This is a genomic window from Neobacillus bataviensis (genome assembly GCF_019969725.1).
On sequence record NZ_JAHXYW010000002.1, the window covers coordinates 267,361 to 284,095 of the forward strand.

Annotated in this window: 14 protein-coding genes; 13 read left to right on the forward strand and 1 reads right to left on the reverse strand. The window is 37.7% G+C overall.

Annotated features, from left to right (window positions below):
• Positions 1-55 precede the first annotated feature (55 nt).
• From LC455_RS06040 to LC455_RS06060, 5 genes are read left to right on the forward strand one after another with little or no spacing between them, the layout of a single operon-like run.
• Complete coding sequence (locus LC455_RS06040) at positions 56-1,426, forward strand: MATE family efflux transporter (protein WP_223589047.1); 1,371 nt, start codon at positions 56-58, stop codon at positions 1,424-1,426.
• 34 nt (positions 1,427-1,460) lie between these two features.
• Positions 1,461-2,117: an SGNH/GDSL hydrolase family protein gene (locus LC455_RS06045; RefSeq protein WP_223589049.1), complete on the forward strand. Its 657-nt coding sequence runs from the start codon at positions 1,461-1,463 to the stop codon at positions 2,115-2,117.
• A 27-nt stretch (positions 2,118-2,144) separates the two neighbouring features.
• Positions 2,145-3,185 carry an aldose epimerase family protein gene (locus tag LC455_RS06050; protein WP_223589050.1) on the forward strand — a complete coding sequence of 347 codons (1,041 nt, stop codon included), beginning with the start codon at positions 2,145-2,147 and terminating at the stop codon, positions 3,183-3,185.
• Between the two features lie 16 nt (positions 3,186-3,201).
• Entirely contained in the window at positions 3,202-4,185 is a 984-nt protein-coding gene (locus tag LC455_RS06055; protein WP_223589052.1) for an aldo/keto reductase, read from the forward strand.
• A 20-nt stretch (positions 4,186-4,205) separates the two neighbouring features.
• Positions 4,206-4,811, forward strand: coding sequence for a polysaccharide deacetylase family protein (locus tag LC455_RS06060; protein ID WP_223589053.1), 606 nt, complete (start codon positions 4,206-4,208; stop codon positions 4,809-4,811).
• A gap of 18 nt (positions 4,812-4,829) precedes the next feature.
• Here the strand turns inward: LC455_RS06060 and LC455_RS06065 are convergent, their stop codons facing one another.
• The gene (locus LC455_RS06065; RefSeq protein WP_223589055.1) at positions 4,830-5,462 is read right to left on the reverse strand and encodes a YesL family protein; all 633 of its coding nucleotides are present in this window, start codon (positions 5,460-5,462) and stop codon (positions 4,830-4,832) included.
• Positions 5,463-5,645: 183 nt separating this feature from the next.
• Between LC455_RS06065 and LC455_RS06070 the strand changes: the two genes are divergently transcribed.
• From LC455_RS06070 to LC455_RS06105, 8 genes are all read left to right on the forward strand, one after another.
• Entirely contained in the window at positions 5,646-7,397 is a 1,752-nt protein-coding gene (locus LC455_RS06070) for a sensor histidine kinase (protein ID WP_223589057.1), read from the forward strand.
• Positions 7,397-8,182 carry a response regulator transcription factor gene (locus LC455_RS06075; RefSeq protein WP_223589059.1) on the forward strand — a complete coding sequence of 262 codons (786 nt, stop codon included), beginning with the start codon at positions 7,397-7,399 and terminating at the stop codon, positions 8,180-8,182. Before LC455_RS06070 ends, LC455_RS06075 begins: the two co-directional genes overlap by 1 nt.
• 130 nt (positions 8,183-8,312) lie before the next feature.
• Positions 8,313-9,611 carry an extracellular solute-binding protein gene (locus tag LC455_RS06080; protein ID WP_223589829.1) on the forward strand — a complete coding sequence of 433 codons (1,299 nt, stop codon included), beginning with the start codon at positions 8,313-8,315 and terminating at the stop codon, positions 9,609-9,611.
• 81 nt (positions 9,612-9,692) lie between these two features.
• Entirely contained in the window at positions 9,693-10,568 is an 876-nt protein-coding gene (locus LC455_RS06085; RefSeq protein ID WP_223589061.1) for a carbohydrate ABC transporter permease, read from the forward strand.
• An 18-nt stretch (positions 10,569-10,586) separates the two neighbouring features.
• The gene (locus tag LC455_RS06090) at positions 10,587-11,483 is read left to right on the forward strand and encodes a carbohydrate ABC transporter permease (protein ID WP_223589063.1); all 897 of its coding nucleotides are present in this window, start codon (positions 10,587-10,589) and stop codon (positions 11,481-11,483) included.
• A 186-nt stretch (positions 11,484-11,669) separates the two neighbouring features.
• Entirely contained in the window at positions 11,670-13,253 is a 1,584-nt protein-coding gene (locus LC455_RS06095) for a response regulator transcription factor (protein ID WP_223589065.1), read from the forward strand.
• A gap of 2 nt (positions 13,254-13,255) precedes the next feature.
• The gene (locus tag LC455_RS06100) at positions 13,256-15,010 is read left to right on the forward strand and encodes a sensor histidine kinase (protein WP_223589067.1); all 1,755 of its coding nucleotides are present in this window, start codon (positions 13,256-13,258) and stop codon (positions 15,008-15,010) included.
• A 20-nt stretch (positions 15,011-15,030) separates the two neighbouring features.
• Positions 15,031-16,692 carry an ABC transporter substrate-binding protein gene (locus LC455_RS06105; RefSeq protein WP_223589069.1) on the forward strand — a complete coding sequence of 554 codons (1,662 nt, stop codon included), beginning with the start codon at positions 15,031-15,033 and terminating at the stop codon, positions 16,690-16,692.
• Positions 16,693-16,735: the final 43 nt, after the last annotated feature.

The window sequence follows — 16,735 nt, forward strand, 5'->3', positions numbered from 1 at the left end:
GGGGGCTTTGTGTTTATCAACTAAACTTTTCGGGTTAAGAAGAGGATAATTACAAATGAATAGATCACAAAAAATCATCTCCCCACAATTAAGCTTATTTACGATTACTTGGCCCATTTTCGTCGAATTATTTCTGCAAGTAATCATGGGCAGCTCCGATACGATTATGCTTTCGCATATTTCTGATGATGCTGTCGCAGCTGTGGGTGTGGCAACTCAACTCATATTTTTATGTATTCTAATCTTTAACTTTTTCTCGAGTGGTACTGTCGTTGTTCTTTCGCAATACTTAGGTGCAGGCTTGAAAAATGATGCCAGGACGGTCACAGCTATCTCCATTTCTCTAAACCTTGTTATGGGCATAGTGATTAGTTTATTAATGGTTATTTTTAAATCAGAAATGTTAATGTTATTTCATCTTCCGAAACACATTGCTGAACTTGGGGAACAATATCTGACCATTGTGGGAGGAACAGTATTTATCCAAGCAGTATTAATAACTGTTTCAGCCATCTTAAGGGCAAATGGTTACACCAGGGATGCGATGATGGTTTCGATTTTAATGAATGTAATCCATTTAGCTGGAAATGCACTCTTCATTTATGGATTGCTGGGGATCCCGAAAATGGGTGTGATTGGAGTTTCGATTTCAACTGCTATCAGCAGGACGATAGCATTGGTCATTATTATGAAGTTAATGTATGCACGAATCCCGATTAAGCCTAAATTGAAAGAATATGTATCGATTGATTCTTTTCAAATTAAAAAGATATTGAAAATTGGAATTCCTGCTGCAGGAGAACAAATTTGTTACAATCTCAGCCAGCTGGCCATCACTGCCATCATTGCTATTTTGGGGGCTGCATCATTAACAACCCGCGTTTATACGCAGAACATTATGTCCTATATTCTTGTGTTTGGTCTGGCCGTGGGCCAAGGGACGCAAATCCTAATTGGCTACAAGGCAGGGGCCAGGGATTTTGATGGTGCCTATCGTCAATTATTGAAAAGCTTGAAGTACAGTCTATTTATGACGGTGGGAATAGCTATATTCATTGCTTTTCTTAGGGAAACACTGATGAGTTTTTTCACATACGATCAAGAAATTGTTATCTTGGGGAGTAAATTATTATTATTGTGTCTTATCCTTGAGCCGGGCAGAACATTTAATTTGGTGGTGATAAATGCATTGCGTGCGACCGGGGATGCCAACATTTCGCTGGTAATGGGTGTTCTATCAATGTGGGGAATAAGCGTTTCATTAGCTTATTATCTAGGGATCCACCTTGGATATGGATTGCCCGGGATATGGATCGCCTTTATTGCAGATGAATGGTTTAGAGGAATTACCATGTATTTTAGGTGGAGAAGCAGGGCCTGGGAAAAGAAAGTATTGATTCAAAACCAGGTTACCACTTCGACCTAAGACATAGCTTCATGAAAAAAGGAGGGAAGCGTTTTTGAAACTTGAACAAGGTAAAAAACTATTATTTATTGGCGACTCCGTGACAGAAAGTGAGCGTGTAAAGCCGGAAGGGGAAGGATTGTTTGGTGCCCTCGGCAAGGGCTATGTTTCCTTTGTTGATGGGCTTTTGCAAGCCGTTTACCCAGAACTGGGAATCCGCGTGGTGAATAAGGGGATCAGTGGCAACACCGTTCGTGATTTGAAAAGTCGATGGCAGGAGGATGTAATCAGTCAAAAGCCAGACTGGTTATCCATTATGATCGGCATTAACGATGTATGGCGTCAGTATGATACACCGTTTATTAAAGACTGGCATGTGTACCTTGATGAATATGAGGATACGCTTCGGAATCTTGTAATGGAGACCAAGCCGTTTGTAAAAGAAATGGTTTTAATGACTCCATTTTATTTGGAAAGCAATCAGTTGGATTCCATGCGCCAGTCAATGGATCAATATGGTCAGGCTGTCAAAAGAATTGCAGAGGAAACAAATTGTATATTCGTTGATACGCAAGCTGCCTTTAATGTGGTTTTAAAGGACCTCTATGCTGCAACAATTGCTTGGGATCGTGTCCATCCTTCCACTGCTGGACATATGGTCCTTGCCCGGGCATTTCTGAAAGAAATTGGCTTTGATTGGAACCGCGGCTAATCTACTTGAAATGGAGGGAAGATCAAATTGAAAGTTATTCATGAGAGTTTTGGTCAAATTGATCACCAGACGGTCTTATCATTTACATTGGTTAATGATAACGGAGTAGAAGTTACAGCGATCAATTATGGCTGTATCATAACGAAAATCGTAGTTCCTGATAAAAACGGAAATTACGAAAATGTTGTCCTTGGACATGATTCACTGAACGATTATTTAAAGGATCCCTATTTTCTCGGTGCAGTCGTTGGCAGAGTGGGCGGTCGAATTAAAGGCGGATCTTTTAAACTGGATGGCCAAAGTTACACTTTGGCGAAAAATGACGGTAATAACCATTTGCATGGCGGGATAAAAGGACTTGATAAGGTTGTTTGGGATGCGGAAGTCATGGAAGAAGGAGTGCGTTTTTCCTATTTCAGTCCCGATGGCGATGAAGGGTACCCTGGGAATCTGCATATACAGGTTACCTATACACTAAATAACAATAATGAATTCACAATTCACTATGCGTCCCAAACTGACAAAAAGACGCTTTTAACCGTCACAAACCATGCTTATTTCAACCTTAGCGGCGACCTGAAAAGGGATATCGTGAATCACACCCTGACAATTAAGAGTGATCAATTTTTAGAACTCGATCAGGAGTTTATTCCAACAGGCATTTTTGTGGACGTTAAAAATACGCCGTTTGATTTTACAAGTGAAAGAATAATAGAAACAGGTATTGCATCTGACCATCCACAAAACGTATTAGTAGGGAATGGTTACGATCACCCGTTTCTATTAAAGACAAATCATGATAACGAAATTGTTTTGAAGGATCCTGACAGCGGACGTGTCCTGACGATTGAAACAGATGAGGCCGGGGTTGTCGTATATTCGGGTAATTCCTTAAAAACAGAAGGAGAATTCCGGGGAACGCCATCTGGAAAACACCTTGGTATTTGCTTGGAGACTCAGGGGATGCCTGAAGCGATCCATCATCCTTATTTTCCATCAATCATTTTAGACAAAGATCAGCAGTATTCATCTAAAACAGTTTATAAGTTTGGAATTGAAAAGAAATAAAAAAGGAGTTTTGAAAATGAATTATCGTGAGCTAGGCAATACAGGAATCATGATTAGTGAAGTCAGTTTTGGAACATGGGCAATCGGTGGTTCATGGGGCAGGACGAGTGACGCAGAAGCACTAAAATCCTTGGAATATGCCATTGAACAGGGTGTAAACTTTTTTGATACAGCAGATGTGTATGGGGATGGACATAGCGAAGAGTTATTGGCAAAAGCTACAAAGGGCAAGGAAGATCAAATCTATATTGCAACCAAATTCTGCCGGCAGGGTGATATATTTGATCCGAAAAATTACAGCTATGAACAAGTATCCGCATATTGTGAAGCCAGTCTGCGCCGCTTAAACAGAGAAGCGATTGACTTGTACCAAATACACTGCCCTGCCACTGAAATTTTGAAGGATGGCAGTGTATTTGAGGTACTAGATCGTTTGCAGACAGAAGGGAAAATCCGTCACTACGGAGTCAGCGTCGAAACCGTGGAAGAGGGCTTAATTTGTTTGAAGTATCCGAATGTAAAAAGCCTGCAGATTATCTTTAATATGTTCCGTCAAAAGCCATTAGAAACATTAATCCCTGAGGCGTATCAAAAAGGGACAGGCCTGCTCGTTCGATTGCCGCTTGCCAGCGGGCTGCTGACAGGTAAATTTACTGCAGAACATGTTTTTGAAGCAGAAGACCACCGACGTTTTAATGAAAATGGAGAGGCATTTAATGTCGGGGAAACGTTTGCCGGTTTGGGATTCCGAAAAGGTGTAGAATTGGCAGACCAGTTAAAATGGATTGCCGAGGGCCGGAAATCGATGGCAGGTGCCGCACTGCGTTGGATTTTGGATCAAAAAGAAATTACTTGTATTATTCCTGGTTTTAAAAATGTCAAACAGGTTGAGGATAATCTTTCAGCCCTTGATACAAAACCATTCTCAGAGGAAGAAAAGCAATCCGTACATCGATTCTATGAGGAAAATGTAAAGGGTTTTATTAGGGGTCCTTATTAATTTGAGAGGGAGCATTCCAAATGATTAATGAAGTTCCTGCATCGCAGAAGGTTATTGCGATTACGTTTGACGACGGGCCCAATCCTATTTATACACCACAAGTATTAGAGATTTTTTCAGAAGCCGGCGGAAAAGCCACTTTCTTTATGATTGGCGAGCAAATGAGCAAGTATCCTGAATTGGTAAAAAAAGTGGCAGAACAAGGACATGAAATTGGAAATCATACTTATTCACACCTAAGGCTGTCTCAATTAACACAGGAAGAATGTTCAGAGGAAATTGAACGTAATGAGAGTCTGGTAGAGGAATTGGCTGGACGAAAGCCCGTCGTCTTTCGTCCACCTTACTTTGATTATAATCATGTAACACTCTCAGTGCTCGAGCAAAAGGGTTATCCCATGATTGGAGCTCTTAATCTAGAAGCGCATGACTGGGAACAGCCCGGGGTCGATCATATCCTTGCCGTATCAAGAGATTGTGTCAGTAACGGGAGTATTTTGCTTTTCCATGATGGCTACGGGGACCGTTCACAATCAATAAAAGCGGTCCGTATTCTCGTATCTGAATTATCATCCCAAGGCTATCAATTTGTTACCGTAAGTAGTCTATTAAATGGACAAATTTAAAGCAAAAGGGAGCCCATATTAAATGGATTGTGCTCCCTTTTGCTTCTTTTCTATTTTTTGAAAGGATAGATAGCAGCAAGCCATAATAATCCCTGCTGTTATGCTACCTCCATAGAAAAATAATAGTCCCGGTATTACTTTTACCACAAAGAATACAGCGATGATCCCAAGCAACATAACAATATTATTTATCGGATTGATCAGCATAATGAAAAGAGCATTTTTAAATAGTTGAATAATCGTCACATTGTAATGGACGTATACCGGAAAAATATACAAAAGGCACATAATGATTGCAAAGATAATTAAGTATAAAGGGATGTGAGTTAATTGAAGTAAATGGCTGGCATCGATTTTCATGTAGTACAAATCAGTAAAAATAAGACCTGCGAATAAAGCCAAAATAATCCCTAATCCATTGCTTCTAAGAAACTCTTTTTTATAGGCAGTCCTGAAGGTTTGAAACACGGGAATATCACTTTGTCCCATCATCCATTTACGCAGGACCGTAAACATGGCCACTGTTGCAGGGGATAATCCGAAGAGTACTAACCCAAGTAAAGAAAAGCCAATCCACAAAAAATTGAGATAGGCAAACTTGGTAATCCACTCGGTAAGGGAGTAAAGACCTCTCATTGATAGTTTATTCATAAAAACCTCCCTTTCATTTATAACGCTTACATTTGTCGTTGTATTCAATTATAGACCATTGAAACATAATTGAACATTGGTTAGAATTGCTAATATTTCGATACTGAAATAATGTACACGATTTCACTAAAATACGTTATATTTGAGAAAATACTATTCTTGAATAAAAAAGGGTGAAAAATAATGTTTTCACTGTTGCATAAATGGAACACATTACGAAATCAAATACTTGTCGTATTTTTAGTAGTCATGGCAATTGTATTATTAATTGTCGGTGTATTAACTTTTAATAGAGTGTCCGCTTTACTTAAACATAATGCAGAAAAACAAATTAATCAAACTGCCGTTGAGGCAAATGGAAGATTAGAATCTTTATATAAACAAATTAGTACGGCATCTAAACTAGTTATGACTAATGATAATATTCAAAAAACTTTGACAAAGGGTTATGAAGGAAAAGGGATTACTTTTACTGAGCGGCAGCAATTGGAATCTACTGTGAACACCATTCAGGCGAATACGGATGGGATCTTTTCCTTTGAGCTTTATACAAATAAATTAACTCGGCTCATGCCATTGGATGATACCAATTTAATCAGCAGAATTGATGGCAGGTGGATTCAAGAAGCTAATGAAGCGAATGGCCGACTGGTTTGGATTGGAGATGACCCGAGTAATTCAGATAATATATTAGCACTAAGACGTGTGAATTTAATGGGTCATGACTATGCGAATGGCGGTTATCTCCTCATTAGTGTCTATCGAAGTTATTTACAATTTGCCAACCAAGATGAAACCACGATTCCCAACCAGTATTCCATTCTTTTAGACAGAGATTCTAAGCCGATTCTATCCAACTACGAAAAAACTATCGAGCCTATCATAACAAATGATTCACTTACTCTTACATTGGACAAGCAGGATTATATGGTAACGAAACAGACCTCGAATGAAACCGGCTGGACTTTGATTATTCTAACCCCAATAAAAGCTTTAACCGAAGGAATTAGTGTACTGAAGGCTGGAATTATTATATCAGGTATTATTGGATTTATTATCTTTTTTTTCAGTTCACTATTCCTATCGACTTTTATTACCAGACCTATAATCAAATTGACGGAAACGATGCAGCAGGCCAGCACAGGCTCTTTAACGATGAACCCGAGTGTGACAACGGTAAATGAGATCAAAGAATTAAATAGTACTTATAATCAGCTGGTTAAAGAAACCAATCATCTGATTAAAATGGTGTATCAAAAAGAAATTACCCGAAGCAGAAGTGAATTAAAAGCATTGCAGGCTCAAATTAATCCTCATTTTCTCTTTAATACTTTGGACGCTCTTAAGTGGACGCTTGAGGATAAGGATGAGGATGAGCTGGCTGAGTTTGTCGTTGCCATGTCTGAATTATTCCGTTATACCATAACTAAACAAACAGATGGAGACTGGGTCACAATTAAAGATGAAATTCACCATATCGATAATTATATGGAAATTATGAAAATGCGTTTTGGTGATCAATTAAAATGGAAGCTTAATATGCCGTCCGAATGGGAACAGGTAAAAATTCCAAAATTGCTGATTCAGCCCTTAGTTGAAAATGCTGTCCTGCATGGGGCAGGCAATACGGCAAAGCCTTGCACCATTTGCGTTACTATTCAGCCTGCAGTGGATCCCGAGTACCTTAACATCCTTGTAGAAGATGATGGACCGGGAATCAATCAAGAAAAGTTGGAATCTATTAAACAAGCGATGCAATCAGGTGGCGTAATGTCAATAAAAAAAGGCAGTGGAATGGCGATTTCCAATGTGCATAAACGCTTGGAATTATACTATCAAGATCGTTTTAAAAGTGGACTTGCCATTACTAGTGAAGTAAATAGGGGGACAACCGTTTCTTTTGTAATACCTGTGAGGGGAGTGGAAGGACTTTGATGAGCCCAAAGACTATTTTAGTTGTAGATGATGAACCAAGAACGCGCCAAGGTTTGAAAAAATCATTGGTTACATGGGCTGAAGGAAACTATCAGATCTTTACGGCTTCTAATGGAGAAGAGGCTATTGAATTTATGCAGAAACAGAAGGTCCATATTCTTATCACAGACATCCGGATGCCGGAGATAACGGGCCTGGAATTACTAAAAATGGCAAAAGCACAAAACATCTATCCCGTCATCATTGTTATTTCTGCCTACTCTGAGTTTGAATATGCCCAGGAAGCCCTCCGTTTAGGTGTGATTAACTATTTATTAAAGCCAATCAGCAAAAAGGCTTTAATTGAGGCTGTGGAAGGTGCTGTTCAAGCCGTTGAAAAACAGGAGCGGGCCGGCATGATAGAAAAAGTGGTAGACCAGAAGCTCATGGATGTTAATGCCCAAAACCCTTCTAATCGTGTACCGATAAGAGAAGCAATCGATTATATCAACAAAAATATCAAGAATGAACTGACTCAGAAAGAAGTGGCCGATCATGTTCATTTAAACCCAAGTTATCTAAGCGTCTTATTTAAGGAACATGTCAAGCTCACGTTCAGTGAATATGTAACGAGAAGGAGAATTCAACGTGCGAAGGAATTATTGATCTCTACTAACCTCCCGATCAACGACATCGCTGAAGAATCGGGGTATAAAACGGCTAAATATTTTATTAAGATATTCAAAGAATTAGAGGGTCTGACACCAAGTGCATATCGGAAAACCAACAATGAAAGGGCTTTCTAAAAATAGTAGTATTTTTCCTAATCGCCGTGACCTATTTTTCAGAACAATCTGACTGTATTCTATAAATGTAAGGAAAATCAAAGAAAAGGTCATAGGGGGAATTACATTGTTTAAAAAGAAAACGGTTGCAATGATCATGTCTGTAATCATGCTTGTCTCTCTAGCACTTGCAGGTTGTTCTTCCTCAAGTTCGACTGAGGAAAAAAGCGCAGATGGTAAAAAGGTCATCAAATTCATGCATTTATGGCCTGAAGGCAGTTCCAATGCCCAATTCTCCATCGTTAAAGATATCATTGGAGAATATGAAAAAGAACATAAAGATATCAAAATTGAAACTGAAATTCTAAATCCTGACCAATACAGAGAAAAGCTTAAAGTTTTAGCTTCTTCCAATGAACTTCCTGATATCGGTATGACTTGGTCAGATGGATTCATTAAGCCATACGTCGAAGGCGGAATGTTAGCGCCATTAGATGATGTCGTTGATAAAAATCCAGATCTTAAGGATGCGTTTATTCCTGGTGTAAAAGAATCATATGCTGTTGATGGAAAAACATATGGTCTGCCGCTGGAGTTAAACATTTCATACGTTTTCTATAACAAGGAAATCTTCAAGAAGTACAATCTTGAAGTACCAAAAACTTTTGAAGAGTATAAAAAAGTGGTCAAAACATTAGCTGATAACGGAGTAGTTCCTGCCACTGTAGGAGCGAAAGATGGATGGCCGGCATCATTCTGGTTTATGTATCTTGCAGACCGTATCGGCGGCCCTACTATTCTAACAGATGTTATCCATGGAAAAGCTAAAATGGATGACCCGGCTATTCTTAAAGCAGCTCAAGAAGTACAAAACCTTGTAGATATGGGCGGCTTCGTAAAGGGGGCCAGCGCTTTATCTAACGATGATGCAAAAGGTTACTTTATGAATGAAAAGGCAGCAATGTTCCTAACAGCTACTTGGGAATTGCCAAACTATACAACAAGCCCTGATGTTAAACAAGAATTTAAAGATAAAATCGGCTATTTCAAGTTCCCAACTTATGAAGGTGGTAAGGGTACCGATATCAACAGTTATGTTGGCGGTCCTGGTGTAGGTTTATTCGTTGCAAAGGATTCTAAGGTTCAAAAAGAAGCAAAAGATTTCGTTGGCTACCTAGTGAAGAGATGGGGAGAAAAATCTGTAACAGATGCTGGTGTTATCCCTGCTACGAAAGTTGATACATCTAAATTAGATCTTGCTCCAATGTACATTGATATCTTAAAAGATTTGAGTGAAGCATCAAACGTTACAACCTATTTTGATACTCAATCAAGCCCAGCTGTATCAGAATTACACCACGATTTAGTAACAGCTCTATTCGGAAAACAAATTACGCCGAAGGATTTTGTTAAGCAGCAAGCGGATGAACTTGCTAAAGAGCAAAAATAATCAAGCGTAATGAAGTCACTTTAAGTCGTAGAGGGCATATTGAAATATGCCCTCTATCTATTTAGGAAGGGAGTATAGAAAATGAAAAATGTAATGTCTAACAAATTCGTCATCACCCTTTACGTACTTCCTGCGTTAATTCTTATTCTTCTCTTAATATATATCCCTATCGTCTTAACTGGTTATTATGGATTAATGGACTGGAACGGCATCGGCAAGATGAAGTTTATCGGTTTAGATAACTATATCGAGTTAGTCAAGGATAAATTATTTTGGCAGAGTACATGGCATTCCCTGCTACTTGGTCTTTTTTCAACGGTCAGTTTGGTAGGATATTTAATTTTATCGCTGATCCTGGCAAGTAAAATCAAAGGTGCCAACTTTTTACGAAAAATTTATTTAATTCCAATGCTATTATCCTCAGTGGCTATTGGACAGCTTTGGGCGAAGATTTTCGACCCTACAAACGGCATGATTAATAGATTGTTAATCATATTTGGGGTGGATAATCCTCCTGTCTGGTTAGCCGATTCTAAGATTGCGCTATATGCCCTCTTTTTTCCAATCGTTTGGCAATACGCGGGTTTTTATATCATTATTTTCTACGCAGCCTTAAAGAATGTACCGGAAGAACTGATTGAAGCGGCGAAAATTGATGGTGCTACTTCCATTCAAATTGCCTATAAAATAAAGCTTCCTCTCATTGCCGGTGTCATCAAAGTTATGGTTATTCTAGCGATTGTCGGCTCATTAAAGTATTTTGACTTGATTTTTGTCTTAACTGGCGGGGGACCTAACCATGCGAGTGAGGTAATGGCCTCTTATATGTATTCCGAAGCTTTTAGTAAGTATAACTTCGGATATGGAAGTGCGATCGGATTCGGATTATTGATCATCTGTCTTGTGATGACTTGGCTGATTCAAAAATTACTATCTTCTAAAGAAGTTGAATTTTAACAAAGGGGAGTGAAAAAGATGAGTAAAGCAGCAGTTGAAACAAATATCAATACGACCTTGTCGGCTCCTTATAAAACTAGTAAATCGCTCGGAAATAGAATCGGATACGGTGTACTTTACGTTATTCTAGGGATTATTGCGATTATTCAAATTTACCCGTTAGTTTGGTTACTTCTGTTTTCCTTAAAAACCAATCAAGAGGTTTTTGGCATGTCGCCGTTCTCGCTGCCACAGAATCCACAGTGGGGCAACTATGCAAAGGCATGGTCAGCCGGCCATATTGATGTTTACTTTTTTAATAGTGTATTGTACACCGTTATAGCCGTTGTTCTGACTGTAATTCTTGCAAGCTTTGTAACGTTTGCCATCACTAGAATGCATTGGAAATTGAGCGGGCTGGTCCTTGGTTTGTTTATGGCGGGGTATATGATTCCCCTTCATTCAACCTTAATTCCATTATTCAATTTCTTTAAATCGGCACATCTCATTGATAATCCAGTTTCTGTGATTTTATCTTATGTGGCATTTAACTTGCCAATTACGATTATGATACTAGCAGGATTTTATAAAACACTCCCACGGGAAATTGAAGAGGCAGCTGTTATGGATGGATGTTCCATCCACAGGATCTTCTTCCAAATCACATTGCCAATGACTATTCCTGTACTTTCAACAACCGTTATCATTAACATGATTTATAACTGGAATGAATTCGTTTTTGTCAATACTTTCCTAAGTTCCGACAAATGGAAGACCATTACCGTTGGTGTCAACAACTTTGTTGGACAGTACTTAACAGATTGGGGCGCGATTGGGGCAACCCTAATGATCAGTATTATTCCTGTATTAATTGCTTACTTCATTTTGAGCGATCGAATTGTAGAAGGAATAGCAGCAGGATCTGTAAAAGGATAAGAAGGAAGGGCTGACTCTTTTTACGAGTCGGCCATTTTTATTAGTGTAATTTGAATGCCTTAAAAGGAAGAATAAAGAAGCCCTCTCAAGCAATTCGTTTAAGGGGGCTTCAGAATTATTGGGAACTATTATTCTTAGATATGGAAAGCCCTTTTCACTAGTTCATTTAAAAGGAGTGGAATGGATATGCACAAAGCAGTAATAGTTGACGACGAAATTTTTTTTCGACAAGGCTTAAAAAGTTTAATTGATTGGAAAAGCTGTGGATTTGATGTTGTAGCTGATGCTTCAAATGGAGAGGATGCACTCGCAATAATACATAAAATAAAACCAGATTTGGTAGTTACAGATATTCGAATGCCTGTTTTAGACGGATTAGAGCTAATCAAACAATTAAAGCAAAAAGAGGGGCACCATCCTAAATTTATCATTATTAGCGGCCACAGTGATTTTAAATACGCTCAACAAGCTGTTCGTTATGGAGTCCATGATTTTATCCTAAAGCCCATAGATCAAGAGGAAGTAGAGGGGACCCTAAAATCGCTTTCCAAATCCGTAACTGAACAGAAGATAATGTTTGAAAAAGATAAAGAACTGAAGAAAGCTATTATATTGGATAATTTAATATTTGGAATGGTAGATGAGAGGGAGGTTAATGAATTATCCTCTGATTTATCCTTGGAAGATGTATCCGAATATTACTATATGGTGGTTGAGGTGAATGGTTTGCCGCTGCTTCCCGGTGACGCTGAATGTCAACTTAAAGAAAAATTAACCAATATTATCCGTGATATCCAAGACACTAGGATTGGGGTACTAATTCAAGATTTGGGCCAAGGAAGTTATGGAGTTATTATTCCTGCTACATATCTAAAGCGATTCCAAATGCAAATTGCCCAATTTGCCCACTGGACATATGGATTACTTACAAAGTGTATGAATCAAAAGATTACCTTTTTTATTGGTTCTGCCGTTCCTAAATTACATTTAATAAGAAACTCTTACGAAACAGCTCAAGAAATACGTCAATATAAATATACACAAGAGGAACAAAATATTTTCTTATATCATGAATTCGAAAAAAATAGATTAATCACTTATACCGAGCTTGAGGATTCGTATTACCATTTACTAATGGAACATGTTGAAGAAAATACAACCATTTCCATTATGGAAACAATTGATAAAATATTCCTTCAGTTTTCATGGAGAAGAATGGCAAAGGCGGCTGTCCTTGCATCCATCACTCGATGCGTACACTCAATCTTAAAGATTATTAAAAATATGGATGGGGATGAGTCACAACTGAAAACTTTTCAGAATATGCTCTATCTGCAAAATTATAATGTAACCCTACAGCAATTAAGGAAACTGTTTCTTGAATATGTGTTAGAGAGTAAAGAATACATTGTCATTTTGCGAAAACAATCTGCAAATGGTGAGGCAAATAAGATTAAACAATTCGTAGATTTACATTATCGTGAAAATATTAGTTTAAAAACAATTGCTGCTAAGTTTTATATGAATCCTGTCTATTTAGGACAGTTATTTAAGAAAGCCTATGGAATTTATTTTAAAGACTATTTATTACAAGTAAGAATTAGTGAAGCAAAAAAGCTGCTGCGTCAAACGGAAATGAAGATTTATGAAATAGCTGAAAGTGTTGGGTTTAATAACACCGATTATTTTGTGACTATTTTTGGCAGGCTTGAAAAAATAACACCCACTGAATATCGTCATAAACTTCATGAGAATAGAAAAGTGAGATAAATATGAAAAGAGCCAAATTTAATTTTCATAACGTGCGCTTAAGTAATAAGTTACTAATTATGTATATTCTCTCTGTTTTCATTCCAATCGTCTTAACGAATATAATTTTTTATTCAGTTACCATCAACAATGTAAAAAAACAGCAAATACACGACTCGGAGCTGGCGCTGAGACAAATTAGAAATGATTTTGGCAAGATTATCGACGATGCCGTCGGGATATCGTCTTCCCTCTATACTAATGCAAAAATTAATCTTTTCCTCGAGAAGGACTATTTAACAGATGTTGATTACGTGGAGAATTATGATATGTATCTACGAACATTTAATCAATCAAGTCCAATTAATCCATCTATTAATTCTATCCGATTTTATACGGATAACTCCACGGTGATTTATTCAGGAGGGGTTTATCCATTAACAAATGATATAAAGAAATCAAATTGGTACAAGCATGACATGGAAAGGAGTGCTGCATCTCCCATTGTTTTACATTCACCGATTGATAACCAAACATCAACGTTTAGTCTTATGAGAAGACTTGATTATTTTAATTTTAATAACAAACAAAAAGTCGTTAAAATCGAATTAAATCCTTCAACTATTGAAAGTATCTTCCATAATGTTACGTTCAAAGGGAATGTTTACCTTCTGAATGCCGAGGATGAAATTGCTTATACCACTCAGGAGGATTTAGCATGGAGAAAGAAATTCATCCATTTTAGCAGTGTATCGAAAACAAATCGGACTGTTATTCTTAAATCGCCTGCCTTGAATCAAGCATTCCTGCGAAACTGGAAAGTGGTCGGAACGATATCGGAAAAAACGATGTTAAATACCGTTTATAAATCAGGGCAATTTATTATTTATCTTGCCATTATCAATATATTAATCCCTTCGATCATCATTATTTTAATTAATCGATCTTTTTTAAATAGACTGCATCGAATCTTAAGACATGTAAAGAAATTAGGTGATCAAAACTTTGAAAGGATTCCTGATCCTGAATATACAGACGAAATTGGACAATTGTCTAGTGAATTTAATCGAATGACAAAAAAAATAAAAGAGCTTATTCATGATGTATTTCTAGCTAATATTCAAAAACAGGATTTGGAAATAAAACGAAATCGTGCCCAGCTTAGTGCACTGCAAAGTCAAATTAACCCCCACTTTTTATTTAACGCACTTGAGACGATCCGAATGAGAAGTTTGATGAAGGACGAACAAGAAACAGCCAAAATTATTCATAATATGGCAAAAATTTTCCGTAATTCTCTTACGTGGGGGAAAGACTTTGTAACCGTACGTGATGAGATTAATCTCATTATGAGTTTTCTTGAAATACAAAAATATAGATTCGGGGATAAGCTAAGTTACGAAATTCATGTGGATGAAGCTGCAGAGAATTGTTTGATTCCTAACATGGCCATATTACCATTTATCGAAAATGCCAGTATCCACGGTATAGAACCGTTGAAGGAAGATGGAGAAATCAAAGTTACGATTACTCTAGAAAAGGATTTATTATGTTTCTGTATAGAAGATAATGGAACCGGAATGACGCAAGTGAAGAAGGAGGAATTGTTGGCTTCTTTAGAAATGGATGAAGAAATCGGCGAAAATGTAGGGATTAAAAATGTCTATTATCGATTGAGGCTTTATTACCGCAATCAATTTCAGTTTACTTTCCAAAGTGAGAAACAGAAAGGTACAGTGGTTATGATTCAATTACCATATAACCTAGTGCTTTCATAAATAAAACAGGGGGTTGAATAATGCTTAAGAAAGTTTTGTCTGTAGTATTATGGCTTGTACTTTTGATTTCCATTGTCGGGTGTACAAAAGACCAAAGCGCCAGCAGCAAACCAAACAAGTCAGGCAGCAAGGATTTGTCCCCAGTAACCTTTACTTATTTTAATGCAGGCACCCCAGGTAAAAACATGAACACTAATGAAACAACCATTGGTAAAAAATTAGAAGAACAAACAGGTGTTAATTTCAAGGTTGAATATCTTGTAGGTGATTTAAATACTAAAATTGGGACAATGATCGCCAGTGGAAAATATCCGGACATACTATCACCCGATGCTGGAATTGATAAAGTTTTGGATGCCGGCGGGTTGATTGATCTTACTGACTTAATCGAGAAGCATGCTCCGAATCTAAAAAAATTGTATGGTCCATATCTTAATAGAATGAAAGATAATGATGGAAAAATCTATTTCATTCCATTTAACGCACCACAAAGTTTTGTAGCAGATCCAAATATTACACAAGGTGCCTTTTGGATCCAACGTGGCATTCTAAAAGAAGCCGGTTATCCAAAAATCAAGACGCTTGATGAATACTTCAATCTGATTGAACAGTATCAACTAAAGCATCCAAAGGTGGATGGGGCATCAACGATTGGTTTTACAGCTCTAACATATGACTGGCGTTTCTATGCTCTCTCAAACGTACCTAACCATTTAGCCGGCTATCCAAATGATGGGGAAGTAATGGTTGATATGGAAACACATAAAACTTCCGTATATGCTGACAAAGATGAAACAATGCGTTACCTGCAAAAATTAAATGAATTGAATAGCAAAGGCCTTTTTGATAAAGAGGCATTTGTGGCAAACTATGATGAATACTTAGCTAAAATTTCATCCGGACGCGTGTTAGGATTCTTCGATTATGGCTGGGAAGTTCAACAGGCATTGGATAATTTAAAAGCAGCAGGAAATGACGACAAGCGTTACATGCCGCTGCCAATTACGTTTGATGGTCAAAAAGATCAATATATTGATCCGATGACGTTTATCAATAACCGTGGAATTGGTATTACTGTTAGTGCCAAAGACCCTGTGCGTATAATTAAATATTTTGATAATCTTGCCAAAGAGGAAAATCAAAAGTTAGCATTTTGGGGCATTAAAGATGAAACATATAGTGTGAATGACAAAGGAAGATTCTATCAAACTCCCGAACAAGCTGCTAGGACAGCAGATCAAAAATATCGTGAAGATTCTGGATTAAAAATGTTTGAATATTACTGGCCGCATGGAGACGGACTATATAGTGATGGAAATGCTTGGAATCCATCAAAACAGCCGGAAGTTGCTACAATGTCTTATACAGATGGCGACAAAGCGATTCTAAAAGCTTATGGTGCAACAGTATTCTCTGACTTGTTTGCAAAACCTGATGACCGTCCATGGTATCCAACCTGGAGTGCAAGCATTGAACAAGGTTCCGCGCCTCAAATTTACGGAACAAAAAAGACCGAATTAATTAAGAAATACTTTCCCAAATTAGTCTTATCTTCACCTTCAAAATTCGACTCAGTTTGGAAGGAATATACAAAAGAATTTAAATCCTTGGATACAAAGTCATTCGAAAAATTCATGGATAAAGTCGTCGAGGACCGCATTAAGGAAGCAGATAACAAGTAAATAAACAAGGCGACTAATAGAAGGCTGATATGCCAATTGGCTA